Source organism: Microbacterium sp. B35-04, from assembly GCF_010634885.1.
GTDB lineage: Bacteria > Actinomycetota > Actinomycetes > Actinomycetales > Microbacteriaceae > Microbacterium.
In genome coordinates, this window is sequence record NZ_MWLP01000021.1 from 19,100 (window position 1) to 45,579 (window position 26,480).

The 26,480-nt window shown below is 70.4% G+C and carries 22 protein-coding genes; 7 read left to right on the top strand and 15 right to left on the bottom strand.

Translation table 11 applies throughout. From position 1 onward, the window contains the following. Positions 1 to 3: 3 nt before the first annotated feature. From lepB to B1729_RS06070, 4 genes are all read right to left on the bottom strand, one after another. Positions 4 to 558: a signal peptidase I gene (lepB, locus tag B1729_RS06055; protein ID WP_163631326.1), complete on the bottom strand. Its 555-nt coding sequence runs from the start codon at positions 556 to 558 to the stop codon at positions 4 to 6. Then, complete coding sequence (locus B1729_RS06060; RefSeq protein ID WP_163631328.1) at positions 555 to 1,241, bottom strand: DUF305 domain-containing protein; 687 nt, start codon at positions 1,239 to 1,241, stop codon at positions 555 to 557. Before B1729_RS06060 ends, lepB begins: the two co-directional genes overlap by 4 nt. 99 nt (positions 1,242 to 1,340) lie before the next feature. Beyond that, positions 1,341 to 3,263 (bottom strand): hypothetical protein, encoded by a 1,923-nt coding sequence (locus tag B1729_RS06065; protein WP_163631330.1) that lies wholly within the window; start codon positions 3,261 to 3,263, stop codon positions 1,341 to 1,343. A gap of 17 nt (positions 3,264 to 3,280) precedes the next feature. Continuing rightward, positions 3,281 to 4,126, bottom strand: coding sequence for a hypothetical protein (locus B1729_RS06070; RefSeq protein WP_163631332.1), 846 nt, complete (start codon positions 4,124 to 4,126; stop codon positions 3,281 to 3,283). 250 nt (positions 4,127 to 4,376) lie between these two features. Here B1729_RS06070 and B1729_RS06075 point away from each other — a divergent pair, with 250 nt between their 5' ends. Beyond that, a complete protein-coding gene (locus tag B1729_RS06075; RefSeq protein ID WP_163631334.1) occupies positions 4,377 to 5,816 on the top strand; it encodes an APC family permease in 1,440 nt (479 codons plus the stop codon). Continuing rightward, positions 5,813 to 6,559, top strand: a complete 747-nt coding sequence (locus tag B1729_RS06080; protein ID WP_163631336.1) for a helix-turn-helix domain-containing protein — start codon at positions 5,813 to 5,815, stop codon at positions 6,557 to 6,559. The genes B1729_RS06075 and B1729_RS06080 overlap by 4 nt, the downstream gene beginning before the upstream one ends. A gap of 62 nt (positions 6,560 to 6,621) precedes the next feature. Here the strand turns inward: B1729_RS06080 and B1729_RS06085 are convergent, their stop codons facing one another. The 3 genes from B1729_RS06085 to B1729_RS06095 form a co-directional block, all read right to left on the bottom strand. Continuing rightward, positions 6,622 to 7,275 carry a DUF305 domain-containing protein gene (locus B1729_RS06085; protein WP_163631338.1) on the bottom strand — a complete coding sequence of 218 codons (654 nt, stop codon included), beginning with the start codon at positions 7,273 to 7,275 and terminating at the stop codon, positions 6,622 to 6,624. Between the two features lie 101 nt (positions 7,276 to 7,376). Then, on the bottom strand, positions 7,377 to 9,461 hold the full coding sequence (locus B1729_RS06090; RefSeq protein ID WP_163631340.1) for a helicase HerA-like domain-containing protein: 2,085 nt from the start codon (positions 9,459 to 9,461) through the stop codon (positions 7,377 to 7,379). Between the two features lie 13 nt (positions 9,462 to 9,474). Beyond that, entirely contained in the window at positions 9,475 to 10,131 is a 657-nt protein-coding gene (locus tag B1729_RS06095; RefSeq protein WP_163619046.1) for a phosphatase PAP2 family protein, read from the bottom strand. A 111-nt stretch (positions 10,132 to 10,242) separates the two neighbouring features. On the opposite strand from B1729_RS06095, the gene B1729_RS06100 reads away from it, so the two are divergent. Then, positions 10,243 to 10,743 (top strand): nitroreductase family deazaflavin-dependent oxidoreductase, encoded by a 501-nt coding sequence (locus tag B1729_RS06100; protein ID WP_163631342.1) that lies wholly within the window; start codon positions 10,243 to 10,245, stop codon positions 10,741 to 10,743. A gap of 8 nt (positions 10,744 to 10,751) precedes the next feature. On the opposite strand, the gene B1729_RS06105 is transcribed toward B1729_RS06100, so the two are convergent. After that, positions 10,752 to 12,113 carry a multidrug effflux MFS transporter gene (locus tag B1729_RS06105; RefSeq protein ID WP_163619042.1) on the bottom strand — a complete coding sequence of 454 codons (1,362 nt, stop codon included), beginning with the start codon at positions 12,111 to 12,113 and terminating at the stop codon, positions 10,752 to 10,754. 351 nt (positions 12,114 to 12,464) lie between these two features. Here B1729_RS06105 and B1729_RS06110 point away from each other — a divergent pair, with 351 nt between their 5' ends. The 3 genes from B1729_RS06110 to B1729_RS06120 are packed head-to-tail and all read left to right on the top strand — an operon-like array spanning position 12,465 to position 14,318. After that, complete coding sequence (locus tag B1729_RS06110) at positions 12,465 to 13,172, top strand: DUF3105 domain-containing protein (protein ID WP_163619040.1); 708 nt, start codon at positions 12,465 to 12,467, stop codon at positions 13,170 to 13,172. A gap of 5 nt (positions 13,173 to 13,177) precedes the next feature. Further along, positions 13,178 to 13,852: a DUF305 domain-containing protein gene (locus tag B1729_RS06115; RefSeq protein WP_163619038.1), complete on the top strand. Its 675-nt coding sequence runs from the start codon at positions 13,178 to 13,180 to the stop codon at positions 13,850 to 13,852. A 28-nt stretch (positions 13,853 to 13,880) separates the two neighbouring features. Further along, on the top strand, positions 13,881 to 14,318 hold the full coding sequence (locus B1729_RS06120) for a hypothetical protein (protein ID WP_163631344.1): 438 nt from the start codon (positions 13,881 to 13,883) through the stop codon (positions 14,316 to 14,318). Here the strand turns inward: B1729_RS06120 and B1729_RS06125 are convergent. The 4 genes from B1729_RS06125 to B1729_RS06140 form a co-directional block, all read right to left on the bottom strand. After that, the gene (locus B1729_RS06125) at positions 14,259 to 16,742 is read right to left on the bottom strand and encodes an HAD-IC family P-type ATPase (protein ID WP_163631346.1); all 2,484 of its coding nucleotides are present in this window, start codon (positions 16,740 to 16,742) and stop codon (positions 14,259 to 14,261) included. The genes B1729_RS06120 and B1729_RS06125 overlap by 60 nt on opposite strands. 87 nt (positions 16,743 to 16,829) lie before the next feature. Continuing rightward, positions 16,830 to 17,807 carry a carbohydrate ABC transporter permease gene (locus B1729_RS06130; protein ID WP_163619034.1) on the bottom strand — a complete coding sequence of 326 codons (978 nt, stop codon included), beginning with the start codon at positions 17,805 to 17,807 and terminating at the stop codon, positions 16,830 to 16,832. Further along, on the bottom strand, positions 17,807 to 19,147 hold the full coding sequence (locus B1729_RS06135) for a sugar ABC transporter permease (RefSeq protein WP_163619032.1): 1,341 nt from the start codon (positions 19,145 to 19,147) through the stop codon (positions 17,807 to 17,809). Before B1729_RS06135 ends, B1729_RS06130 begins: the two co-directional genes overlap by 1 nt. 97 nt (positions 19,148 to 19,244) lie before the next feature. Next, positions 19,245 to 20,588 carry an ABC transporter substrate-binding protein gene (locus tag B1729_RS06140; protein WP_163619030.1) on the bottom strand — a complete coding sequence of 448 codons (1,344 nt, stop codon included), beginning with the start codon at positions 20,586 to 20,588 and terminating at the stop codon, positions 19,245 to 19,247. 243 nt (positions 20,589 to 20,831) lie between these two features. Between B1729_RS06140 and B1729_RS06145 the strand changes: the two genes are divergently transcribed. Further along, positions 20,832 to 21,881, top strand: coding sequence for a LacI family DNA-binding transcriptional regulator (locus B1729_RS06145; RefSeq protein WP_163619028.1), 1,050 nt, complete (start codon positions 20,832 to 20,834; stop codon positions 21,879 to 21,881). 83 nt (positions 21,882 to 21,964) lie between these two features. Here the strand turns inward: B1729_RS06145 and B1729_RS06150 are convergent, their stop codons facing one another. The 3 genes from B1729_RS06150 to B1729_RS06160 all read right to left on the bottom strand — a co-directional run bounded on the left by B1729_RS06150 (position 21,965) and on the right by B1729_RS06160 (position 26,461). Continuing rightward, complete coding sequence (locus B1729_RS06150) at positions 21,965 to 23,071, bottom strand: Gfo/Idh/MocA family oxidoreductase (protein ID WP_163631348.1); 1,107 nt, start codon at positions 23,069 to 23,071, stop codon at positions 21,965 to 21,967. Then, entirely contained in the window at positions 23,068 to 24,924 is a 1,857-nt protein-coding gene (locus tag B1729_RS06155; protein WP_163619024.1) for a DUF6807 family protein, read from the bottom strand. The genes B1729_RS06150 and B1729_RS06155 overlap by 4 nt, the downstream gene beginning before the upstream one ends. 199 nt (positions 24,925 to 25,123) lie before the next feature. Further along, positions 25,124 to 26,461 carry an extracellular solute-binding protein gene (locus B1729_RS06160; RefSeq protein WP_163619022.1) on the bottom strand — a complete coding sequence of 446 codons (1,338 nt, stop codon included), beginning with the start codon at positions 26,459 to 26,461 and terminating at the stop codon, positions 25,124 to 25,126. Between the last annotated feature and the right edge of the window lie 19 nt (positions 26,462 to 26,480).

The following is a 26,480-nucleotide window of genomic DNA, read 5'->3' on the forward strand; positions in this document are numbered from 1 at the left end:
CCCTCAGCCACCCCACCACGCGCGCGCCGTACCGCGCAGGTCGTCTCGCGCCACCGCCCCGTGACCCGGCGCCGACACCGACGCCCGCGAGTCGACCGATGCGGCCCGGTTGTCGCCCATGACCCACACAGAGCCCTCGGGCACGGTCACGCGGAACGGGATGTCGCCACCCGGGCGAACCGCGCCGGCATAGGCCTCCTCGATCGGCGCTCCGTTGAGGAGCAGCCGCCCGGTTCCCGCCTCGCAGCACACCACCACGTCGCCCGCGACACCGACGACCCGCTTCACGAGGAGCGCGTCCCGTGTGCCCGACCATCCTTCGCGGTCGGTCAGGAGGACGACGTCTCCGCGACCGGGTGGACTCCACCGGTCGAACAGGACCGTGTCGCCGCTGTGCAGCGTCGGGTTCATCGAGTCGTTGTGCACGGTCGCCACGCCGAGGGCTGCGGCGAGCGCGAGCGCTGCACCGGTGGGGATCACAAGGGCTGCGAGCCAGACGAGCGCCCGAGCCCTGCCCACGGATCGACGGACCGCTCCCGAGCCGGCGACGATCGTCACGGCGCCTCGGCGAGCAACGTCGACATCGCGGTGATCTCGCGCTGCTGTTCGACGAGCACGTGCTTGCCGGATGCGCGCACGTACGCATTGGATCCCTCGCGGACCGCGCTCTCCGCCATCTCGAGGGCGCCCTCATGATGCGCGATCATCAGCTCGAGGAATATCCGATCGGCCGCAACGCCGTCGGCTGCATCGAGGGCCGCGAGCTGCTCGACGCCGGCCATGCCCTTCATCTGCGTGTGCGGGTGATCGCCGCACCCGCTCGGCACCGCTCCGGCGGCGGGCTGTGCGCCACCGTGACCGTCATGGCCGCCGCTCGAACCGCCGGCGGGGATCGCACCGCGCCAGGCGTTCTGCCATGCCCGCATCGTCTCGATCTCGGAGGTCTGGTCGGTCGCGATGAACTCGGCGAGCGCCCGCGTGCGCTCGCGAACCCCGGTGGCGCCCAGGACCAGGCTGCTGAGCTCGAGCGCCTGTTCGTGGTGCGGGATCATGCCCTCGATGTAGCAATGGTCCTCGACGGTCGGGTAGGCGGCGGCGGCGGCATCGGTCCTCGCGCCCGCAGGGGCCGCCTGCGGCGCCGATTCCGGACTCGTCGTCAGACTGAGCCCGACGGCCCCGACCGCCACGATGGCCGTCGAAAGGGCCAGCACGACGCCGAGGGCGGCGATACGACTGCGCATGGACGAGTCCTCTCAGATCTGGATGCCGCGGGCCGAGCCTCCGCGACACGGGGGTTCCCGCGGGGCGACGCGACCGGCGCGTCGCCCCGCGGGTGTGGATCAGGCCGCGTGCACCTTGGCCGCCTGCTGGCGGCGCAGGTGCCACGATGTGGCCGCCAGTCCGGCGCCTGCGGTGAGGAGCAGGAGGCCCGACAGCGCCCAGTTGTTCGCGTCGGTGCCGGTCGTCGCGAGTGCGCCGAAGATGGCCGCGGGCGACGCGGACGCCACCGTGAACGATCCCTGCGCGACGGCCGACGAGGTCTGCCCCGTCAGGACCAGCGAGTGCTCGCCGGCGGGTGTGTCGGACGGCACGATGAACTGCACGCTCACGGCCCCCTCGCTGTCGGCGACGAACGTGCCGACGTCGACCGGGTCGGAGTGCATCACGGCGCTCACGGTCTCACCGGGGGTGAAGCCGCTCGCGGTCGCAGACTGCGCGGCACCCGGCGCGACCTCGGCGCTGTCGAAGGTCACCGGCGCCGCTGCGGGCGCCGTCGAGCCGCCGTTCCCGTTCCCGTTCCCGTTTCCGTTTCCGTTTCCATTCCCGTTGCCGTTGCCGTTGCCGTTGCCGTTCCCGTTGCCGTTGCCGTTCCCGGACTCGGTGGGCGTCGGCGTGGGCTCCGCGGTGGGCTCCGTCGTGGGGGTCGGCGTCGGCGACGCGGTGGGCGTCGGCGTGATGTTCGGGTTGGGCACCCCGCGCATGTCGCCGTTGACCCACTTGCGGCCCTCGGGGATGTTCGGGTTCTGCGCCGCGAAATCACGCGGGTAGAGGGTGAAGCCCTGCCAGTGGATCGGCATGGGGCTCTGGTCCTCGTCGCGGTTGATGTGGTGGAAGCCCACGTTCACCCATGCCACGGGGTCCTCGAGCGTCTCGCCGTCGGCGATGTAGTCGGTGACCATCTGCCCCGCCTTCGACGGGATGAGGTTGTGGCTGGCGTGGATCTCGTCCGACTTGGCCGACGTGAACGCGATGTCGTAGTCGGTCTCGGGGTTGAGATTGTAGGCCTGGTCGCGCGGCACGATGATCTCGTAGGAGCGGGCGTGCCCGTCGGCGTTGATGCTCTCGGGGTTCACCACACGGTAGGCCTCGCGGTTCGAGCCCATCGTCTTGGTCTCGTTCGTGATCTGCGTGAGCTGCGTCTCGAGGATCGCCGTGTGACCGGTGTCGCCCGTGGTCCCGTACTCGCCGGTCGGGGTGGTCGCGAACTTCTCGACCAGCTGGGTGGCGCCGGAGTCGAGGCCGAAGTCCACGCGCCAGAACGCCGAGTGATAGTGGTTGACCGCGAAGTCCTCCTGGCCCGGGGCGATCGGCCACCCCTGGTTCACGACGTCGACGTAGTCGTTGGGCGACAGGTCGCCGGTGGCGCCGAGGCGCACCGAGATCTCGCCGTCGTCGTGGAATCGGTACTCGGTCTGGTACTCGTACCAGCCGATGCGCGACACGGTGTGCAGCACGAGATCGGTGCCCTGCGCGGCGTAGAGGGCGTCGCGTGCGATGTTGGAGCGGTACGCGAGTCCCGACTCCTCTTCGCCGATGCAGACGGCGGGGATCGCGCCGCGAGTGGCGTCGACCCACGAGGTTCGGACCTCGCCGACCGGGCAGTCGACAGCCTCGATGGCCTGCAGACGGCGCCCGCCGACCTGGTACGTCGTCACGTCGTTGTACTCCGTGGCGCCGGTGTCGTAGGGCACGTTCAGCTGGGCCAGCGCGATCGAGTCGAGCACGAGGATCGGCGCCGCGTCGTCCCGCGGCTGATAGGCGATCTTGTCGAGCACGAGCCCGCGATAGGTGTCGAGGCGCCAGCACATCTGCCAGCTGGATCCGGATTCGAGGGTCTTCGAGACGAGGGAGTCGCCGGAGCAGGATGCCTCGGTGACCGTCTGGGCAGAGGCCGCCGCCGGAGCGGACAGCACGAGGCCGCCCGCCAGCAGAGCCATCGCGGTGCCCGCGCCGAGCAGGCGGCGGAGGGGGTTTCGTTTCATCGGGAGGGTCTCCATGGTCATGAGATGGACAGGACGGCCCGCGTCGACAGGTTGACGACGTAGGTGCTGGTGGTGAGGAACGAGCCGCCGTCTACCTGGGCGAGCAGCTGCACGCACCGGTCGACGCCGCACGACTCGGCGCCGAAGGAGCCGGCATCCGTGACGAACGAGTGGGCGGTGACGATCACCTCGGCGGATGCCGGGGTCAGGGCTGAACCACCGGTGAGCGCGGCGAACTCGTCGACGACGGGCTGGGCCGCGTCCGAGTCGAGCAGCAGCTCCCACGCGAGCGAGGTCTCGGCATCCGTCGGAGCGGGCTGGGTGCCGGAGGCGCGGTCCACGGACTCGACCGCTCCGGTCGTCGCGTTGACGATCATGCTGACCGTCTCGTTGGTGGCGTAGTCGTAGTACAGCGAGATCAGGCGCCGCTGCCGGTCGGAGTATGCCTGCGGGTCGGCCACGTCGGTGGAGAGGAACTGCAGTCCCGGCTCGCCGAACACGTCCTCGCCGGCCGCGAACGCCGCGTCCTGTGCACCGACGAAGCGCACGTACTCGACCTCGGCACCCGACAGCGCGTCGTAGGCGGCCGCGATCTTCTCGGGCTTGGCGACTTCCTCGGCCTTCTCGGGGGCGTCCTCATCCGTGCTGTCGGCGGCGATGGGGGTGGATGCCGTGATCTCGGGCGACGAGGTCGCCTGAACGGCGGTCTGCGTCGCGAAGACGAGCGCGACGGCGGCGGCCGCCGCGGCGGCTGCGGAGCCGATGCCCAGGATGCGCGGTGTGAGCAGTCGGCCGCGCAGTGTCGGCCGCTGCCGCGAGGGGGGCGGCGAGTCCCCTTCGGGAGAGAGCTGTTGTTCGGTCACAGGGTTCCTTTCGACGGCGATGACGCGGCTCGCACCCGCGTCGGGCCGATTCTTCGCCCGCGCCGTTTCCCCGCCGTATGGGACGGCGAACGCCGAGCGAAATCCTGATGAGACGACACCCGCCGATCCCGGCCCGCTCATCTCACGCCGTGTCACGCGGCCGAAACACGGGCCGCCGTTTACGGCAACGCGCGCCCGGTAGCGTCGCCGCCAGCCGCACAGCGGCGAGCGCCGGCACCGAGGAGGACGCGTGAGCACTGCACTCGCAGATGCGATCGAGCGGGCGCGGCCGCGGAATGACCTGGGAACCAGCTCACCCTTCGCCGGCCTGCGCCGTCGCCACGCCCACACGATCGACGTCGTCGCCCAGTCCGTCGCGGCCACCGCGCCCGCCGGAGTCCTGCTGATCCATCCCGCCGCCGCCTACGCCCGCAGCGGATCGTTCGGTTTCCTCGACATCGCGATCACGATCACGCTCGTGGTGGGCGTCGGCCTGGTGATCGGCATGTTCGCGCGCCGCATCGCGAGCACGGGCTCGCTCTACACCTTCGCGGCGCGCGGCCTCGGCTCCCACGTCGGACTCGTGACCGGCGCCGCCCTGGGAATCGGCTACCTCGCGGTCGCCATGAACACGCTGGCGTCGGGCTCGCAGCGACTCGCGAACCTCCTCAGCGGCGGGACCGCTCCCCCATGGCTCGTGGTCGTCCTCCTCACCGCGTTCGGCGGCATCATCGCCCTGGTGGTCGCCCGCGGACTGCGGATGTCGACCCGCATGCTGCTGGTGCTCGAGTCGATCGCGGTGGTGACGGTGCTGATCCTCTCGATCGCCGCGCTCAGCCTCACCCGGTGGGATCTGGGGTTGCTCGTCCCACGTCCGTCGGACTTCTCGCTCGAGGCGATCATCACGGGCGTCGCCTTCGCCCTCATCGGCTTCGTCGGCTTCGAGAGCGGCGCCGCCCTCGGCCCGGAGACGCGCCGTCCCTTCGCGTCGGTCCCGCGCGCCGTGATGGTGAGCGTGGGGGCGACGGGCCTGGTCATGCTGGTCGGAACGGCCGCGCAGCTGTCGATCGTGGCGGAGCGTCCGGGTGCGGCATCCCTCGCCGCCGTGACAGGCCTCTCGGGCCTCATCGACGTGATCGTGGCGATCTCGTTCCTCGCCTGCGCCCTGGCGATGACGAACGCGGCGACGCGGCTCGGGTTCGCGATGAGCCGCGAGGGCCTGCTGCCGGCGGCCTTCGGCCGGGTCTCGGGTCGCGGCGTGCCCGCGGTTGCCGGCGTGCTGCTCGCGACGGTGGTGGCGGCGGTGCCGGTCGCCGTCCTCGCGGTCGGCGGCAGCCGGCAGGACATGCGGATCGTCACCTCGCCGGCGTCGATCATCGGCTTCGTGCTGGCCTACGCACTGGTGTGCGCGGCGGCGCCGGTCTTCCTCGCGCGCATCGGCGAGCTCACGGTGCGCGCGGTGGCCATCAGCGCACTGCCGCTCGCCGGCCTCTTGTGCGTGCTCGGGTTCTATCTCGCTGCGACACTGCGCGACAACCCCGGCGGACTGCTGTGGGCGGCCGCCATCCTCGCCATCGTCGTCGGGGCCGGCTCGCTGCGGCTGGCACGTCACCCGCGCGTGGCAGCACGGATCGGCGTACACGATTGGCCGGTCGACTCGGACTGCATCGAAGGGCCGGCGCGGGCGTGAGCGGCGCGGGTCTCGCGGGCGACTCGCGGCTTCCTGAGAAGGGCCTCGGCCTCGCGCTGGAGATCCTGGAACAGGTCGCGCGCGACGACCGCGGCGCATCCGCCGCCGAGATCGCCCGTGCCGTCGGCGCACCGCGGGCGACGGTCTACCGTGTGGTCAACTCCCTGGTTCGCGATGAGTATCTCGTGCGGCGACCGGACTTCTCCGGGTTCCTCCTCGGCACCCGCGTGCTCGAGCTCGCCGCGATCGTGGGTGCCCGCACTCGACCTGCCCACGCGGACGTCGTGGATCGCCTGCGCAGTGAGACGGGAGAGGCAGTGCACCTGTTCGCCTTCCACCGCTCAGGGCTGCTGGTGATCGACGAAGACCCCGCGCGGCCGCTGTCGGACCCTGATGCGCTGCTGGCCGACCCCACGCGATCGGCGATCGGGCACCTCTGGCTCGTCGCCCATCCCGATCGCCGTCTGCCGCAGGCGCCCTGCTGGCGGATCGACGCAGCGTCCGGCGACGTCCGCGCCATTCGCGAGGCGTATGCGGTCCGCGGCTACACCGAGCAGGTCGCGCTGCTCAACTCCGACCGCGGGTGCTTGGCGGTGCCGATCCACGACGACGCCGCCCGCCCGGTCGGAGCGGTGACCCTGTCGACCTCGATCTCGCGCCTCTCTGTCGCCGCACGCCACGTCGGCGCGCTTCGCGGGGCGGCGCACGCGCTCGCTCCGATCGGCGCGCTCAGCGACTGGTGATGCGCCGCCGGCTTCGCCACGAGAACGCGACGCCGTCGTTGCGAAGCCGGGGGCTCCGGCGATCAGGGCGCGGCGCCGAGGATGCCGTCGATCGTCGCCGCATCGGATGCGGCCTGCTCGAGCGCCCGCTGCGCCGCCTCGACGACCTCCGGATGCGGGTCGCCGTCGAGGATCAGCGTGACCAGGGCCACCATGCCGGCGTTCTGGTCGCGCAGGATCTCGGCGAACCGCCGTTCAGCGTCGGGGTGCTGCGCGTCGACGAAGCCCTGCAGCGTGCTCCAGGACGGCATGCCGGGCATCTGCGCGTGGTCGGAACCGTGCCCGCCGCAGGGGCCGTCGGCGGGCGGCTCGAGCGGGCGGGCCTCGGCCCACGACAGGTACCAGGCGCGCAGGTCCTCGAGTTCTTCGGCGTCGCGGGCGGCGACCCCGGTCGCGAACCCGAGGGCGCCCGCGTCGAGCCCGTCCTTGCGCTGCAGCGTCTCGGCGAGCTCCAGCTCCTTGACGCGGTAGTAGATCATCGCCTCGACGTAGCAGTAGTCGTCAGCGGTCACCGCGGAATCGGACGACGACGCGGCCGGCGCCGACGCCGACGTCCCGGGATTCGCCTGGCCCGCCGTGCCCGCACCGATGCCCGACGCCACCGCCAAGGCGATGCCCGCGGCGGCGGTCGCCACAGCGAGCGTCAACGCGACGACGGCGACAGCTCTGCGGCGCACGGGGACCTTCCGGATCAGGAGGGGATCCGCCCACGCCGCGGCGTCGTCACGCTTCGCGCTGCGCGCGCTCGGGAACGTGCGCCGGCGGGGATCGGGACCGTTCAGCGCCTGCCGGTGCCGAAGATCCCGCGGATCACTCCCCCGAGGATAGTCTGCGTCGACTTGGAGTTCAGGATCTGGTCGAGCGGCGACTTCTGGGTCGATCGTGACGTGCGCGTCGTGCCCGCCGTCTTCTTGAGCAGCCGTTCGTACTCCTGCTGCGCCTTCTTCTCTGCAGCGGCGCTCGACTTGTCGGCGGCGGCCTGCTGCTTGTCGATCGCGGCCTTCTGCTTCGCGTACTCGGCGTCGGCCTTCGCCTTCACGAGGGCTGCGTCCTCCGCGGCGGCGGCATCGTCGGCCGCCTTCATCTTCGCGGTGAGGATCTCGCGCGCCGACTCGCGATCGATCGCCGTGCCGTACTTCGCGAGCAGCGGCGACGCCTTCACCGCGGCCTCGATGGCCGGGTCCGGCGTCGGCGACATGAGCCCCTGCGGCGCGCGCAGCCGCGTCCACGCGACCGGAGTGGGAGCGCCCTTCTCACTCATCACGGTGACGATGGCCTCACCTGTGCCGAGTTCCTGGAGCACCCGCTCGAGGTCGTAGCCGGACTTCGGGTAGGTGCCGACGGTCGCGCGCAGTGCCTTGGCGTCGTCGGGCGTGAACGCCCGCAGCGCGTGCTGCACCCGCGAGCCCAGCTGCGCCAGCACGTCGGAGGGCACGTCCTTCGGGGTCTGCGTCACGAAGAAGACGCCCACACCCTTCGACCGGATGAGTCGCACGGTCTGCACGATCGCGGCGAGGAAGTCCTTCGAGGCGTCCTTGAACAGCAGGTGGGCCTCGTCGAAGAAGAAGACGAGCTTGGGCTTGTCGGCGTCGCCCACCTCGGGGAGGATCTCGAAGAGCTCGGCGAGCAGGTACATCAGGAACGTCGAGAACAGCGCCGGCTTGTCGATCACGCCGGGCACCTCGAGCAGGCTGATGATGCCGCGGCCGTCGGGCGCCGTGCGGATGAAATCTGCGACGTCGAACTCGGGCTCGCCGAAGAAGACGTCGGCTCCGGCATCCGCGAAGGTGATCAGCTCCCGCAGGATCACGCCCGCTGTCGCCGCCGACAGCCCGCCGAGCTCCTTGAGCTCGGCCTTGCCCTCGTCGCTGGTGAGGTGGCTGAGCACAGCCCGCAGGTCCGACAGGTCGACGAGCGCGAGGCCGTTCGCGTCGGCGTAGTGGAACACGAGGCCGAGGCTCGACTCCTGCGTGTCGTTCAGGCCCAGCACCTTGCTCAGGAGCAGCGGCCCGAAGCCCGACACGGTCGCCCGCACCGGCACGCCCTTGCCGATGCCGCCCAGCGCGAAGTACTCGGTGGCGGACGCCTCGGGCTTCCAGTCCTGCCCGATCGCCTCGGTGCGCGCGAGCAGCTTCTCGCTGGGCTCGCCCGGCGTCGCGACGCCCGACAGATCGCCCTTGATGTCGGCGGCGAACACGGGCACGCCCTTGGCTGCAAGCTGCTCGGCGAGCCCCTGCAGCGTCCGGGTCTTGCCCGTCCCCGTGGCTCCGGCGACGAGCCCGTGGCGATTCATCATGCCGAGCGGAATGCGGATCTGCGCCGACGGCACCGGGTCGCCGTTGAGCAGCGCGCCGAGGTCGAGAGTGGCCTCCTCGAATGTGTATCCGGAGGTGACCTTCTCGATGTCTTCTTGGTCGAGTGGGCCGGCTTGCGTGGGCGGGATGGTTCGCTGGTTGGGTTCTGTCGGGGTGGCTTGCGTCGGCGAGACAGTCGGTGGGGAAGTTTGTTCCTGCGTCGCCGGGGGCGAGCTGGGCGCTCGCGCGGGCCCTTGGGTCGCATCGGCCGCGGTTTCCCCTGCCGTCGGGATACCTGTGTCCGTGGGTGCGGGCTCGTGGGGAACGGCGGGCAGCGGCTCGCTCGAGGCTAGCGAAGATGAGGATGCGGGCTGCGCGGGAGCGCCGGTCGCCTTTGCCTTGGCCGCGGCGGCCTCGGCGGCGGCGAGCGCGGCCCGGGCCTGCGCGGCCTTCAGCTGTGCTTCGGCGGCGTCCGCCTCGGCGCGCAACCGGGCGAGCTCGGCCTCGGCGGCCAGGATGGCCGGGTCGGTCGCGGTGACGTCGGGCGCGGGCGAGTCGGGCGCGGTCATGCGCTCAGCCTAGTCACGCGCGTTTCGCCGGGGCATCCGTCCCCTCGCGCGCCATCGGAAGGGCGAAGGCGGCCGCCACCAGCAGCGCCGCACCCGCGCCGATCATTGCGCCGCCGACCGTGTCGCTCAGCCAGTGCGCGTGCAGATAGGTGCGGCTGAACGCCATCATCAGCACCCACGCGGCGCCCACCAGGCCCACCCACAGGCGGGGGAAGATCACCGTAGCCGCCACCGCGATCGTCGCCGCGTTCGCCACATGCCCCGACGGGTATGAACCGTAGTCCGACACGATGAGGATGTCTTCGGGGCGCACCCGCCCGAACGCGTGCTTCAGCACCTGCACACCTGCAACGGAGACCGCCTCGGCCGCCAGGAAGTACGCCGCCGCCCACGGGCGCCTCAGCAGGATCAGCCCGATCGCGCCGCCGATGGGCACCACCAGGACGCTGAACCAGCCGCCGCCGACGAAGTTCAGGACCTGAGAGAACCCCGCGACCGCCGGGTACCACCATTCGGCGACGAAGCTGTTCCACGCCGTGTCGATCGGGAAGGGCTCTTCGCCGCGCGAGAAGATCCACCAGCCCAGCAGGCATGACAGCACCACCAGCACAGACCCGGCGACCAGGTAGGTGATGACGGGCACCACCACCCGCCGCTCTGTCGTGGTCATCGCCCCATTCTGCCTGCCAGGCGGAGGTTTGCACCTCATCCGGGCTTTTCCGCGCGCCGCCGCACAGGCCCGACCGTGACGGCGTCGACCGCGTCCGGCAGGATGGGATCCATGCCAGCACGGGCCGTCGATATCGTCCGCGCCTTCATCGCGCCGCTCACCCGCACGCGGGTGTTCCGGCGTGTGCTGGGGCCGCTGCTGCTGCCACCGGTCGAGCGCTTCGTGGCGTGGATCTCTCACGGCCGCGTGCAGGTGAGCGCGCTGCTGGTGCCCTCGCTGGTGCTCCACACCGTCGGGGCGAAGTCCGCCGAGCCGCGTGATGCGGCGCTGATGTACACGCCCGACGGGCGGGGACGTGCGATCGTCGCTGGCACGAACTTCGCCGGCGCACGGCACCCCGCGTGGACGACGAACCTGCTGGCCCACCCGGATGCCGCGATCACCGTCCGGGGGCGCCGCATGCTCGTTCACGCCACCCCGGTGCCCGACGCCGAGCGCGACGCGGTGTGGGCGCGCATCGAGGCCCAGTGGCCGGGCTACCGCAACTACGAGCGCGAGTCCGGCCGCATCGTCCGCCTCTTCCGCCTGCAGCCCGTGGCCGCGGCGGACTGAGAACGGGGTCAGGGAGCGAGGCGCTCCACCGTCCGGGGACGGACGATCAGCCACAGCGCCAGCACGCCGACCACGGCGCAGCCGACCATCACGGAGGCCATCGTGGTGGCCGTGATGCCGGCATCCTTCGCGATCCATCCCACCAGCGGCGAGATGAGCCCTGCGACGCCGAAGTTGGTCGCGCCGACGATCGACTGCGCCGTGCCGGCCGCCTTGCCGTGGCGGTCGAGCGCCAGCACCTGCACGCACGGGAAGGTGAACCCGCACCCGGTCATGAAGACGAACAGGGGAACGATGGTTCCCCAGAGTCCGAGGCCGAGCTGATCGGTGACGATGATGGCGGATGCTGAGACAACGAGCACCGCCGTCGACCACGCCATCACCCACTGCGGACCGAAGCGGGCCGCCAGCCGCGACGCCGTCTGCACGCCCAGCACGACGCCGAGCGAGTTGACGGCGAACATCAGTCCGTACTGCTGGGCGCTCAGGCCATAGCTGAGCTGGAAGAGGAACGACGAGCTGGACAGGTACGAGAACAGGCCCGAGAACGTCATGCCGCCGATGATGAGCACGCCGATGAACACGCGGTCGCTGAAGACGCTGCGGTAGCGCTGCCAGACCGTGGTGGCGCCCCGCTCGTGGCGGCGCGCGGGCGGCAACGTCTCGGGCAGGAACACGATGGCCGAGACGAGCATGATCCCGCCGTACACCGCCAGCACGACGAAGATGCCGCGCCACGGCATGACGGCGAGGAGGGCCGAGCCGACGAGCGGCGCGAGCACCGGGGCGACGCCCGAGACGAGCGCGAGGCGCGACAGCATGACCACGAGGCGGCGTCCGCCGAACAGGTCGCGCACGATCGCGGCGGCCACCACGCCGCCGGCGGCGGCTCCCGCGCCCTGCAGCACGCGGGCCACCGACAGCAGCTCGAGCGTGGGCGCGAGCGCCGCGCCGACGCTGGCCACGACGTGCAGGGCGGTCACCGCCAGCAGCGGCAGCCGCCGGCCGACCTTGTCGCTCAGCGGGCCGACGATGAGCTGCCCCAGCGCGAAGCCGATCATGGTGCCCGTGAGGGTGAGCTGGATCATGGCGGCCGTGGTGTCGAAGTCGGCCTCGAGCACCGGGAACGCGGGCAGGTAGAGATCGATCGTGAAGGGGCCGAGGGCGGTCAGCGCGCCGAGCAGCACGATGTAGAGGACCCGACGGCGGTGCGTGATCGCATCGCCCGGGTGCAGGACGATCGGCGCGGTGGCCGGGTTGCTGCCCAGGGTGCGGATCGCGCCGGTGGACGTCGGGTGCGGGTGCGGCTGCGGTTCGTGCGGCGTGCGGGCCTGGGGCTTCTGGACGGGGGTGGAGGCGGTGTCGAGCAACAGTGGGCTTCGTTTCGTGGCGTGGTTTCGACGGGCGGCGTAGGAGTACGGCATCGACACCGGGCGGTGCGGGCGCACGGAGAGGAACCGGGGGGAACGAGGAGTCCGGCGCTGCCGATCGGCACCAGAACAGGGGAGACGACCGCAAGGTCGAATCGATTCGAGATCCCATGATAACGGATGCCTCCCCCCGACCGCACCCGCGATCCATTCGGCTGGTCGCCGCTGTCGGCGCCTTCCCAGGGCCCCGACACATGCGCTCGCATAGGATGGGCCCAACCCGTCGTCCGCGTTCCCGCGGCAGTTCGCGGGCGCCCAGACCCCTGTTATCGATTGGCAGAGATCACGAGCATGACCCAGACCTCCGACAAGCGCGCGAGCGGCAACCCGGCCACGCAGGCGAAGATCGACCTCACCGTCAAGCAGCAGCGCGAGCAGAAGCGCCAGGAGAAGCTCGCCGAGTACCAGAAGCAGCTCGCCAAGCGGCGGCGCAGCAAGCTCGTGTGGTGGATCGTCGGCTCCGTCGCGGCCGTCCTCGTCATCGGGGCGATCGTCGCCTCGATCGTCTTCGCGCCGGCGCCCGCGCCGACCTACGACCGCGGCGACGGCGACGGCAGCGGCATCGAGGGCGTCGAGACGTTCACCAACACGGCCAACCACGTCGAGGGCGATGTCGAGTACACCCAGACCCCCCCGGCCGGGGGCGACCACAACGCCATCTGGCTGAACTGCGGCGTCTACACCGAGCCCGTGCCCAACGTGAACGCCGTCCACTCTCTCGAGCACGGCGCGGTCTGGATCACCTACGACCCGGCACAGGTGTCAGACGAGGAGATCGCCCAGCTCGAGGACGCCCTCCCGTCGACCTACACGGTGCTCTCGCCGTACAACGACATGGACAGCCCGATCGCCGTCAGCGCGTGGAACGCCCAGCTCAAGGTCGACTCCGCCGACGACGAGCGCATCGAGGAGTTCATCACGGCGTACTGGAACAGCACGAACGCTCCCGAGCCGGGCGCGGCCTGCACCGGCGCGTTCGACGCGCCGGGTAAGAAGTAGGCGGCGTGTCGGACGAGACGTCGACCGGGGGTGCCCGGCGATGGCTCGTCGCCGCCGTCGCGCTCGTCCTGATCGCGGCGCTGGCCTTCGCGGTCGGACGCTTCTCGACCTTCGGTTCGCAGTCGGCTGTGACGACCCCGGGCACGGCCTCGCCCGAGGCCGGATTCTCCCGCGACATGCAGGTGCATCACGCACAGGCGATCGAGATGGCGATGGAGATCTACCGCAAGACCGAGGACGACGAGCTGCGCATCCTCGCCTACGACATCGCCACCGGGCAGGCCGGCCAGCGCGGTCAGATGTACGACTGGCTCGTGCAGTGGGGCCTCCCCCAGCGCGGCGGCCCGATGATGCAGTGGATGAACGTCTCCGACGAGCACGCTCACGACGGTGCGACCGCCGGCCGGCCGATGAGCGACGACGAGGCGCACGCGGCCATGGGTATGGCGTCCGCCGACGAGATCGCCGCGCTGAAGGCCGCCACCGGGCAGGAGGCGGATTGCCTGTTCCTGTCGCTCATGATCCGCCACCACGAGGGGGCGATCCCGATGGCCGAGGCGCTCCTCGACCTCGGCACCGACGCTCGTGCGCTCGAGGTGGCGCAGGCGATCAAGAACGGTCAGACCTCCGAGATCGACGCGATGCAGTCGATCCGGGCCCGCCTCGGCTGCTCGGGCTGACGCGGGCCGCGCCCGCTACAGTGAGCGCGTGACCGACGACATCCCCCCGCGCACGGCCTCGGCCGCCGGCAGACCCGTCACCATCGCCGTCACCATCGCCGTGGTCGCCGTCTACGTCAGTGCGTTCGCGAACGTGCTGCTCGGCATCCTGATCCTGCTCAGCCGCTATCAGGTGGCTCGCGCCGACGTGCTGCCTGTGTCGCTGCTCGGCGCGGCGGTCATCCTCTTCGGCCTCCTCCTCGTGGCCGTCGCGTCCGGACTGAGCCGCGGCAGCCGGCTGTCGCGCGTGCTCGCGACGGTGTACCTCAGCATCCTCATCGCACTCAACGCCGCGACGATCGCCACGACCGACGGCTGGGACTGGAGCACCGCTGTGCAGCTCGCGGTAGAGGTGATCGTCGTGGTCCTACTCTGGGCGCCGCCGGGTTCCCGCCGGTTCACCCGCGACCGGCCCGCCACCGCCTGACCCTCCGCCGGCGAGATCTCGCTCGACATACCGGCGGTGGAAGAACCGCACGATCTCGATGGCCCCGATGGTCAGCACCGTCACCACCGCCACGAGCCAGGCCGCATCCTCGCCCGGATCCACCAGCTGGAAGAACTCGGTGAGGAGCGGCACGGAGAACACCGCGACGAGCGCGATGAACATCGCGCCGATCACGAGCGCCTTGAAGCGGGTGATGGGGCGCGACAGCACGGTGAGCACCCAGATGCCCACGACGGCGAGGATGATCGTCGAGCCCGTCCGCAGTTCCGGCTCGCTCACGCCGAGCTGCATCGCCGCGAGCGTGTAGAGCGTCAGCGACACGGCGATGACCGCACCGGCGGGAATCGCGAACGCCAGCGAACGACGCAGGAAACCCGGGACGTAACGCTGCGTGTTGGGCAGCAGCGCCAGGAAGAACGCCGGGATGCCGATGGTCAGGCCGTCGGTGATCGACAGCTGCCGCGGGAGGAACGGGAACTCGAGAACGAGGGCGCCGAACAGCACCGCCAGCCCTGTCGCGTACGCCGTCTTCGTCAGGAACAGCATCGACACCCGCTCGATGTTCGCGATGACCTGGCGTCCTTCGGCGACGACGTCCGGAAGATGCGAGAACCGGCCGTCGAGCAGCACGAGGCGCGCCACGGCCTTCGTGGCCGCCGCGCCCGAGTTCATGGCGATGCCGAGATCGGCGGCCTTGATGGCGAGTGCGTCGTTGACGCCGTCGCCGGTCATCGCCACCGTGTGACCCCGGGACTGGAGCGCCAGTACCATCCGCTTCTTCTGCTCCGGTGTCACCCGGCCGAACACGAGGTTGCGCTCGAGCACGTCCGCCAGCGCCGCTTCGTCGTCGGGAAGGCTGCGCGCGTCGAACCCTTCGGGGACGTCCAGCCCGACCTCTCGCGCGATCGCCGCGACCGTGCGGGGATTGTCGCCCGAGATCACACGGATGCCGACCCCTTGCTGCGCGAAATAGGCCAGCGTCTGCGCGGCGTCTTCCCGCACCTGTTCGCGGAACGTGACGACCGCGGCCGGGGCGAGTGCAGGAGGCAGGCGCTCCGCCTCGGCATCCTCGTCGGTGAGGACCGCAGCCGAGTGCGCGAGGACGAGCGTGCGACGGCCGGAGGAGGCGAGCGCGGTGACGACCCGTCCGAGGTCGGTGGCAGCATCCGTCGCGGCATCGCCGAAGACCATCTCGGGTGCGCCGAGCACCCAGGTGCCGACCGGCCCCTCCGTGAACGAGACCGCGCTCCACTTGCGGGCCGACGAGAACGGGATGTAGGCCGACGGGGCGAGGGCGACGCCGACGGGGAACGGTTCGCGCAGGCAGCGCGCCGTGGCGTTCGCGTCGGGTGCCGCGCCGTACCACGCGAGCACGGCCTCGATGCCGGGTGCGGCAGCCGGCATCGCCTGCAGCGCGTCGAAGGCGATCTCGCCTGCCGTCAGCGTGCCCGTCTTGTCGAGGCAGATGACGTCGACGCGGGCCAGCCCCTCGACCGCGGGAAGCTCGTTGACCAGCACCTGCTGACCGGCGAGCTTCGCCGCCCCCACCGCGAACGTGATCGATGTGATCAGGACGAGACCGAGCGGGATCATGGCGGTCAGTGCCGCGATGGTGTTCACGACCGCGTCCACCCAGGCGCCGCTCTGCCACGCGTGGACCCACCCGCCGGCGACCATCATCTGCGCATTCAGCACGAGCAGGCCGACCGGACCGATGATCCAGCTCATCCACTTCAGGACGCGATCGACCGAGCTGCGCACCTCCGAGGCGACCAGCGAGAACCGCTTCGCCTCCCCCGCGAACCGGTTCGCGTACGAGTCGGCACCGACCCGCGTCACGCGCGCCGCGCCCTCTCCCGAGACGACGATCGAGCCCGAGAGCGCCTCGTCGCCCGGCCGCTTGTCAACCGCGTCGGACTCCCCGGTCAGCATCGACTCATCGATCTGCAGGGCGCGCGAGTCGATCATCGTCGCGTCGGCCGACACCTGGTCGCCGGCACGGAGGATGAGGATGTCGTCGATGACGACGTCAGCCGGCATGACCTCGACCTCGGCCCCGTCCCGGCGAACCCGCGACTGCGACGTGCTGAGGAGGGCGAGGCGGTCCAGCGCGGCCTTCGCGCGGAACTCCTGCACGCAGCCGATGATCGAGTTCGCGAACGCGGCGAGTCCGAACAGCGCATCCTGCCAGCGCCCCAGCACGAACAGCACGAAGAAGCAGGCGAAGACGATGCCGTTGAACAGGGTGAAGACGTTCGCGCGCACGATCGTCCAGACGCTCCGGCTCGTGTCGGGGCTGAAGGCATTGGTGCGCCCGGTGGCGACCCGTTCGGCGACGTCCGCGGCAGTGAGGCCCGGATCGACCGCCGCTGGCGAGAGCGAGGCGTCGGGAGCGGCATCCATGCGTTCAGGGTACTGATGCGGCACCGACAGACGGATGCCGCGCCCGACGTCGCTCGTCGGGGCGCGGCATCCGTCCGCCGTGGTGTGTCAGCCCTTCGTCGCGCCCGCCATCAGGCCGCGCACGAAGAACCTCTGCAGCGAGAGGAACACGATGAGCGGCACGGCCAGCACGAGGAACGCACCCGCCGAGATCAGGAACCACTGATCGCCCCACGACCCGGACAGGGAGTTCAGTGTCTGCGTCATCGGCAGCGACGAGGATGGCGCGAAAATCGTCGCCACGAGCAGGTCGTTCCACACCCACACGAACTCCAGGATGGCGAACGACGCGAGCGCCGGGGTCGCCAACGGCAGGATGATGCGGAAGAAGATCTGGCCGTGGCCCGCCCCGTCCACCCGCGCCGCTTCGATCACGTCCGAAGGGATCTCGGCGATGAAGTTGTACAGCAGGAAGATCGCCAGCGGCAGGGCGAAGATGACGTGCGCGATCCACATCGTCGCGAAGCTGTGATCGATCTCGCGCATCTCGAGGCCCGGGAAGACCGCGACGTCGCCGATCTCCAGCCCGCGCGAGAACAGGCTCAGCAGCGGCACCAGCGCCATCTGGATGGGCACGATCTGCAGCGCGAAGACCGCCACGAACAGCACGCCGCGTCCCCTGAAGTCCATCCACGCGAACGCATAGGCGGCCAGCGACGCGATCGCGAGGGCGAAGATCGTGACGGGGATCGTGATCGCGAGCGAGTTCAGGAACGACTCGCCGAGCGTCAAGGCCGTGCCGCCGGAGGTGAGGGCAGCCTCGTAGTTCCCGAGGGTGAAGTCGGGGTTGGTGAACACCGTCCACCAGCCGGAGGACGCGGAATCCGCGCCTGGACGGAACGATGTGATGAGCAGCCCGAGCGTCGGGATCGTCCACAGGAAGGCGATCGCGACGGCGATCACCGTCGCCACGGGCGACGTCATGCGTTTCTGCGCCTGCGCCTCGTTGCGACGAGTCTCGCGCGCGATCTTGCGCGCGGCCGCCCTGTCGAGTTGCGGGGTCGTCTTGGAGTCGACGGCGGTCATCACCGCACCTCCCTCTGCCGGCGGAGCTGTCTGACGTTGTAGATGATCAGCGGCGTGACGAACACGAAGATCAGCACCGCAAGCGCTGCCGCGTGCCCGTAGCTCTGGAAGCGCTGCTGCTGGTTGACCATCTCGAAGCCCAGCACCGTCGAGTTCGACCGGCCGCCGGTCATCACCGCCACGATGTCGTACAGCTTGAGTGCAGAGATCGTGATCGTCGTGAGAACGATGACGATCGCGGTGCGGATTCCCGGCACGGTGACGTTGGTGAACCGCTGCCACGCGTTGGTGCCGTCGAGCTGCGCGGCCTCCATCTGCTCGGCCGGCACCGCCTTGATGGCGGCCGACAGGACCACCATCGCGAAACCGGTCTGGGCCCACACGAAGGCGAAGAGCAGGCAGAACGTGTTCACGAGCGGCCAGACATCCAGCCACCTCACCGGGTCTCCGCCGAAGGCGACGACGACCGCGTTGAGAAGTCCGATCTGCTCACCCTGCCGGTAGTCGTAGACGAACTTCCAGATGAGGCTGATGCTGACCGGGGCGATCGCGAAGGGGATGAACACCAGGATCTTGAGGAACCGGTCGCCGCGCGCACGCTCCATGAACGCGGCGTACGCGAGCCCGACGATCGTCGCGAAGATGGGCGCGAAGATCGCCCAGATCAGCGTGTTGATGATCGACCAGAACCCCTGGGGGTTCGTGAAGGCCCAGACGTAGTTCTCCATGCCGACGAAGTTCTCGCCGGTCTTGTCGAAGAACGACTGGATGATCGTGGCGATCGACGGGTAGATGAGGCCGATCAGGATCAGGATCGCCGCGGGCGCCAGGAACAGCGTCAGCTGGTACAGATACCCCGCACCTTCGCGCGCCCGGTAGTCGGCGTAGAAGAGCAGCCCGCCCGCGATGAGCGCGATGGGGATCACGTAGATGACCGCGTTCTGGTACGGCCGCAGCATCATGAACGCCAGCACCGGGATCGCGAAGCACGAGACCAGTCGCAGCCAGAAGTAGCCCGTGCCCTTGCGGGGCGCGTACTCGATGAGCACCAGGAGGACCGCGACCACCACGCCGAAGACCAGCAGGACGATCGGAATCTGGACGAGCGGGCCCAGGTTGCCGATCCACTGGAAGAACGAGTTGAACGAGAACCCCAGCGACGTGGGCGGTGCGTCAGGGTCGGGCGGGCTCAGGAACAGGAAGACGACGAGGGCGGCGATCAGGATGAAGCCGATCGTGACCACGATGCGCGTCGTCGCGCGCGACGGCGGCTTGTTGCCGCCTCTTTCGGGCGGCGGCGTCGCCTTCGCCTGCTCCGCCGATGTTGCGGTCTGAGACATGTTCTGCCTTCCCCCGTCGACGCCGACGGATGACGTCACCCCGGTGCCGGGTCCGCTCGGCGAGGAGCGTGTAGACCCGGCACCGAGGTGCGGTGCGTCAGTTCTCGTAGCCTGCCTGGATGTCTTCCAGGACCTGCGGCGTCGGCTTTCCGTCGATCCAGTCGACCATGCCCCGCCAGAACGATCCCGAGCCGACGGTCGCCGGCATCAGGTCGGAGGCGTCGTAGCCGAACACCGTCTCGGGGTCCTGCACGATCGTCATGGCGTCGGTGAGGAACTTGCTCGAGGCAAGCGACGGGTCGGCGCCGGTGTTGGCCGAGATGGCGCCACCGAGAGCGACGCGCGCGTCGGCCCATTCCGGTGTCGACATGTACTCCGCGACTGCCTGCGTCGCGGCGTCGTCCGAGAAGACCGTCACGAACTCGCCTCCGCCCGAGACCGAGAAGGGCTCACCCTCGAATCCCGGCATGAGGAACGCGTAGACGTCGCCGTCCTCGGCCACGTCGGGTGTCGCACCCTCGGCCGTCTGCACCGCGAGGAAGTTCGCGGTGAGGAACGACGCCTGGTGCGTCAGCGCGCACGATCCGTTGGCGACGGCTGCGGCGATGGGGTCGCCGAAGGCGGTCGAGTTGATGCTCTTCACGTCTCCGAACCCGGCGTTGACGTACTTCGGGTCGAGCAGGATCTTCGCGACCTCGTCGAACGCGGCCTCGATGTCGGGGTCGGTGAACTCGACGTCGCCCGCAGCCCAGCTGTTGTACACCTCGGCACCAGACTGACGAAGCACGAGGTCTTCGATCCAGTCCGTGCCCGGCCATCCGGACGCGGCCTCGGACGAGAACCCGGCGCACCACGGCGCCGTACCGGTCTGCTCCTGGATCGTCGCGGTGAGTTCCAGCAGCTCTTCCCAGGTCGTGGGGATCTCGACGCCCCACTCCTCGAAGCTCGCCGGCGAGTAGTACACGTAGCCCTTGAGGTTCGCGAGCATCGGCGCGGCGTAGAACGTGCCGTCGACCGAGCCGTAGTCCTTCCAGGCGGGGGCCCAGTATTCGTCGACGTTGGCCGAGACCTCTTCGGTCCCCTCCTGCACCTCGCCGGTCTCGACGAGCGAGCGGAACAGCCCGGGCTGAGGCACGATCGCGATGTCGGGCGCGGAGCCACCGGCGACCTTCGTCACGATGTTGCCCTCGAACCCCTTGTCGCCGGTGTACACCACTTCGATGCCGGTGTCGGCGGTGAACTCGTCGAACGACTTCTGCAGGTTGTCAGCTTCAGAGCCGGTGATGCCGCCGGAGATCTCGACGGTCTCGCCTTCGAGCGAGCCGTCACCCGCGTCGCCCTCGTCTCCGCCCTCGGCGCAGCCCGCGAGAGTCAGTGCCGCGACGGTGGCGAGCCCCAGCGCGATGTAGCCGTGTCGACGACGTGATCGCAGTGCAGTCATGTTCGTCTGCCTCCTCTTCGAGTCGCGGAGCCGCACGCATTGCGCACCCCGCTCGTATGGATCGGGAACCGATTCCATATTCACGGTAGGGGATGCCGCAGGGCGACACAACGTCCCCGGATCACAACTCGGTAAACGCGGTCAACCGGGGTGGCATCCGCGAGGCGATCACGGCACAATGAGGCCCGGAACCGGTTCCACAATCCAGACGACGGCGGTGTCGTCGGAGGGGAGGAGGATCCGATGGCGGGCATCTCCGAGGTGGCTCGCGCGGCAGGCGTCTCGAAGTCGACGGCGTCCCGTGCGCTCACCGGCTCGGGCTATGTCTCGGCGGCGACGCGCGAGCGCGTGAGGGATGCCGCAGCCGCCCTGGGCTACGTCCCCACGACGAGCGCGGTCAGTCTCGTGACCGGCCGCACCCAGACCGTCGGCGTCGTGATGCCCTCACTCGACCGGTGGTTCTTCGCCCAGGTGCTCGAGGGAATCCAGGACGCGCTGCTCGAGCGCAGGTTCGACCTGGCGCTCTACGGCGCGCCTCCCGACTCCGCCGCACGGCGGGAGATGTTCGAGCACTTCCTCGCGAGAAAGAGGTTCGACGGGCTGATCGCTGTGGGGATCGAGCCGAGCGCGCGCGAGCTCGAGCAGCTGGTCGCCTTCGGCAAGCCCGTGGTCGCCGTCGGCGGGTACGAGGTCGGCACGAACGCGGTGTCGATCGACGACCAGGCGGCTGCCCGCATCGCCACCGAGCATCTCATCGGATTGGGTCACCGCGAGATCGTCTTCCTCGGCGGCGACCCCGACGGGCGCCGGACGAGCTTCGGCGACGGTCGCCGGCTGGACGGCTATCGCAGCGCCATGCGCGACGCCGGGCTCGAGGCATCCGTCCGTCATGTCCATTCCGAGGCCACCATGCCGGGTGGCTACCGGGCCGCGGTCGAAGTGCTGGGCGATCGCCGCACGCGCCCCACGGCGATCGTCGGCGTGTGCGACGAGGCGGCGGTCGGCGCGATCATCGCAGCGCGGCGGCTCGGCATCCGCGTTCCCGAGCGATTGAGTGTGGTCGGCATCGACGATCACCCCTACGCCGAGATGTTCTCGCTCACCACCCTGCAGCAGCGTCCGCACCAGCAGGGGCGGGCGGCTGTGCAGCTGCTGATGTGGCAGCTCGACGACCCCGGCGCCCCGACCCACCGGCTCTACGAGTCCTCGCCGCTCGTGGCGCGGAACTCCACCGCCGCGGTGGACGACGACGCGTCCGCGATCATCGGCGTCGGCCCCCGCGGCAGCGCCTGACCCCGTCCCCGCGGAACCATACCCTTTCGCGATTCCTTGCGTCGTGGAACCGCGAGAGGGTGGATTTCCGCGCGGGGTGCGGGTCAGAGCAGACCGAGGTCGCGGAACGTGCGGCCCTCCCAGGCGACGCGTTCGACGGCGTCCTCGACGCCGATCACGGTGCGGAACGTCTCACCGTCGGATGCCTCGACACGCACGAGCCCGGGATGGATCGGGGTAGCCGGTGGCCCGGTGACGACATCCTCGAGCACGCGGGTGAAGGCGCCGGTGCGGCGCAGCGGCGCGAGCAGGTCGCTGCCGTCGTGGATGTGAGCGGCGAGGTCGTCGAGGAGCGAGGTCCGGTCGAAGGCGTAGGCGCGGGGCAGCGCCGCGCCGTCTCGATGGACGTGGAGCGTGTCGAGCGTGTACAGATACACGAGGAAACCGCGCGTGCCGCGTACCAGCACGTACGGCTCCTGCCGGCGGACGGCGGTGGCCGCAAGACCTGCGGCGATGCGCGTGCCGTCGCGCAGCTCGATCACCAGCGACGACGTGTCGTCGGTGTCGATGTCGTTCGCCCGGCGCAGGTCCGCGTCGATCGCCACGACGTCCTCCGGGGCCGCGGCTCCGGCGACGGCGAACGCCGTGGCCACGGCGTGGGCGAGAGGATTCGTCACCACGCCGTCGGCGATCAGGCGTCCGTCGAGCTCACGGTGACCGGCCCACGGCGCGCGGCGCCAGTACTGCTCCGACCGCGACCACTGGCCCACCGCGCCGACGTGCACGAGGTCGCCGATGACACCGGATGCCAGGGCGTCGGCGGTCGCCGGAACACCCGCGCTGCCGAGCGACTGGAAGCCGACCTGCACCGCGCGGGAGGCGGCATCCGCCGCACTCAGGAGGGCATGGTGATCGGCGACCGAGGGCACCGGCGGCTTCTCGAGCAGCACGTGGGCGCCGCGGGCGAGCGCGAGCCGTGCGAGCTCGGTGTGGGTGGGAATCGGCGTGCTCAGCACGACGATGTCGAGATCGAGGGCCTCGATCATCGACGTCGCATCGGCGAACACCCCGGTCCCAGGTGGCACGTCGCCGCCGCCCCGGGGGTCGGCGACGGCGACGAGTTCGAGGTCCGGGCGGGCGAGCACGGCGTCGACGTGACTCCGGCCATGCCCGTGGACGCCGGCGACACCGACGCGAAGCGGTGGCGTCACAGCCCCGCCTCGGCGCGGAGCGCCGGAAGGGCCGCTTCGACCGCGCCGGCGTCGGCGAGCTCTTCGTCGAGCACATAGGCGGTCAGCTCGAGGTTCAGCTCACCCCCTTCGGGGATCGTCCGCGGCTGGTCCCACGCCACGGAGGGACCCGCGCCGAGGTACTCGGCGAAGCGGACGAACCACGGCAGGCGCTCCTCGCCCTGCGTGAGCACCACCGTCGTGCCGCGCTCCGGGAACGTGAAGGCGAGCCAGTCGGTCGCCGCGCCGTGCACATCCCGCTCGGTGTCCCCGGCCGGACTGAAGACCCGGGCGATCTCGGGGGCGAACCGCCAGAAGATCCCGCCGTAGCCCGCGCCGTCGCGGCCGTTCGTCGCCGGCGAGCCGAAGGTGATGGCGTCGAGCGTCGCTTTGAGGTGGCTGCGCCACCGCAGCGCCCAGCCGCCCGAGAGCTCAGCCGACCGGAGCTCCCGCACCTCGACCAGCTGCGTGGTGCCGTGCTCGTCGACCCAGCTGAGCCGCTCGTCGAGCGAGTGCCCGTCGATGTGCAGGCGGTCGCGCCGCTGCCGGCCGTGGTTGGGGACCATGATCGAGCCCTCGCCGCGCACGTAGGTGCGACCGCCCCAGTACGACGTGCCGTTGACGTCGGCGATCGCGAGGCTCACCCCCAGGTGGTGCGGGTGGTCGGTCGGCTCCGTAACGGAGAGCGGCGTGCCGTCGCGCGAGATCACGGCGTCGAGGTACGGGCGGGGCGAGAGCACCGAGTCGACGTTCGTCCCCTCCTCGTACTGGGCGACCACCGTCGACCCGAGCCGCAGCAGGGGGCGGGCAGGACCCACCCAGCCGCTGGCATGGGATGCCGGACCGGAACTCTGACGCGGCACCAGGACGGGCCGATAGAACAGGGCGTGGCCGGCGTTCTCGCCGTCCAGTGCTTGACGCATGCGATTCCAAGCCTGCCGCCCGATCTCGATCCGAGGAACCGACATGGTCGTCAGCGGAGGGGCGGCGAAACGGGACTGGGGGATGTCGTCGATGCCGACGATGGAGAGCTGTTGCGGAACCTCGACGCCGACCTCGCGCAGGCGCGACATCAGGCCGAGGGCGACGAGGTCGTTGAAGGCGATCGCGGCAGTGGCGCCCGTCTCGAGCACGGCGTCGGCGGCGTCATAGCCCGCCTCCATGCTCGATCCGGCCGGGATCGTGAGGAACTCGAGGTCGGGGTGCTCACGGGCGAGCTCCCCGAGCCCCTGCGCGCGCTGCTCGTTGGCGTAGCTGAGAGCGGGTCCGGCGACATACGCGATGCGCCGGTGGCCGAAGCCCCGCAGGTGCACGCCGAGCTCTTTGACCGCGGCGGTGTAGTCCACCGAGAGCTGCGCCGCAGGGGTGTCGTCCACGCGGCGGTTGACCACCACGACCGGCGTCGTGCGCTGGATCAGCTCGCGCAGCTCGGCATCCGGCATCCGTGGCGACACCAGCACGAGGGCGTCGCACTTGCTGCGCGCCTCCCCCGCGATGTCGGCCTCGACGCCGACCGCCTCCGCACTGTCGGCGACGAGCACGCGATAGCCGTCGCGCGCCGCAGCGACCGTGAGCCCCTTGAGCACGCCCTGGAACATCGGGTTCTCGAGGTCGGGCACCAGCAGCGCGATGGTGTGGCTGCTCCCCCGCACGAGGCTGCGCGCGGCCTCGCTCGGCGAGTAGTTCAGGGCGGCGACCGCACGGTTGACCTTCGCGACGATCGCGGGGTCGACGGTGGCGACGCCGTTGAGGACGCGCGACACCGATGCCTGCGACACTCCTGCGTGCTGCGCGACCTGCGCCATCGTGATCGGGCGCGCTGTGACCTCGCTCAACGGATCCCCTCCTCTCTCAATCTTGGGCGTCGACGTGCCCGGTGCGGCGCATTCGCGCGTGCGACTTCGACCCGGCGGCGGTCGCCGAGCGATTCTTGGCATGCCCGCCCGGGACCGGACCCCTCATCACTTCGGTCCGGCCCCGTGCGGTTCTGGGGACGACGGGCCGCGCCTCGGGTGGGCGCGGCCCGGCCGTCGGCTAGATGGCGGCGTCGTCGAGGGCCTGCTGCAGCTCTGCGATGAAGCTCTCAGCGGCATCCTCGGGCGTCTGCTCGCCGAACAGCACGCGCTGCGTGTGCTGGTCGATGATCGTCTCGATCGCGCCACCGCCCGGCGGGGTCGCCGGCGGGGCCTCGCCGACGCGCGGCGCGATCTCGTCGAGGAAGTCCACGACCTCCTGGTTGACCTCGTCGAGCTTGGGCGTGATGTACTCGCGGATCTTCTCGTTCGCCGGTACACCGCGCTCGGCGAGCAGCAGGTCGGCCGCTTCCTCACTGTTCGAGAGGAAGTCGAGGAACAGCGCCACCTCGGCGGGGTACTCGGTCTTCGCAGAGGCCGACCAGAACATCGACGGCTTGTAGTACGCCGCCGCGCTCTCGCCCTCGTCGGGCGTCGGCACCATCAGCGGCTCGAGATTCTGGCCACTCGCCTCGCGCAGCGCGGCGACCTGGTTCGACCACCACGGGCCGAAGGCCGACTGGTTCGTGGCCGTGAACGACTCGGCGAGGCCCGCCGACTCACGCTCGATCGTGGCCGAGGGGTCGGGGGTGCCGCCCGCCTCGGTGGCGTCGAGCAGGTTCTGCCACCATGCGGCGAGCGTCTCTGCGGACGCCGTCACCTCGGGCGACCCGTCCTCGGCGTAGAGGGACTCGCCGTGCTGGCGCAGCCAGTTGTTGAGTCCGCCGTCCTCGAAGCCCCACGACTGCGAGCCCACGACGGCGCCGCCGCTCTTCGCGGTGACCTCCTCGGCGATCTCGTTGAGGTCTTCCCACGACCAGCTCTCATCGTCGGGCAGCTCGATGCCCAGGCTGTCGAGCACGTCGACGTTCGCCATGTAGGTGTACGAGTTGATGCCGACCGGGATGCCGTACTGCGTGCCGTCGAGGGCGCCGGTGCCGAGCACGGCCTCGGGGAAGTCGCCGGTCGGCAGCTGGTCGCCGAGGGTGCCGAGGTCGAGCAGCACGCCGTTGGCGGCGTACGTCGACAGCTGCTTCTCGTCCATCTGGATGATGTCGGGGGCATCGCCGGCGGCGACCGTCGTCGCGAGCTTGTCCCAGTAGCCCGCCCAGTCGGTGTACTGGGGCTCGATGGTGATGTTCTCGTGCTCGGCCTCGAAGGCCGCGATGAGCTCTTCCGTGATCCCGTGGCGGACGTCGTTGCCCCACCAGGTGAAGCTGAGGGTCACGGGCTCGTCTGACAGGGTCGGGCCGGTGGCGGGAGCCTCCGTCTGTCCCGCGCACGCCGTCAGCGTCAGCATCGTCGCTGCGCCGACGGAGGTCAGCAGCAACCAGCGCGGTGCGGTTGTGGTGCGTCGCATGTCTTGCATCCTTTCGACC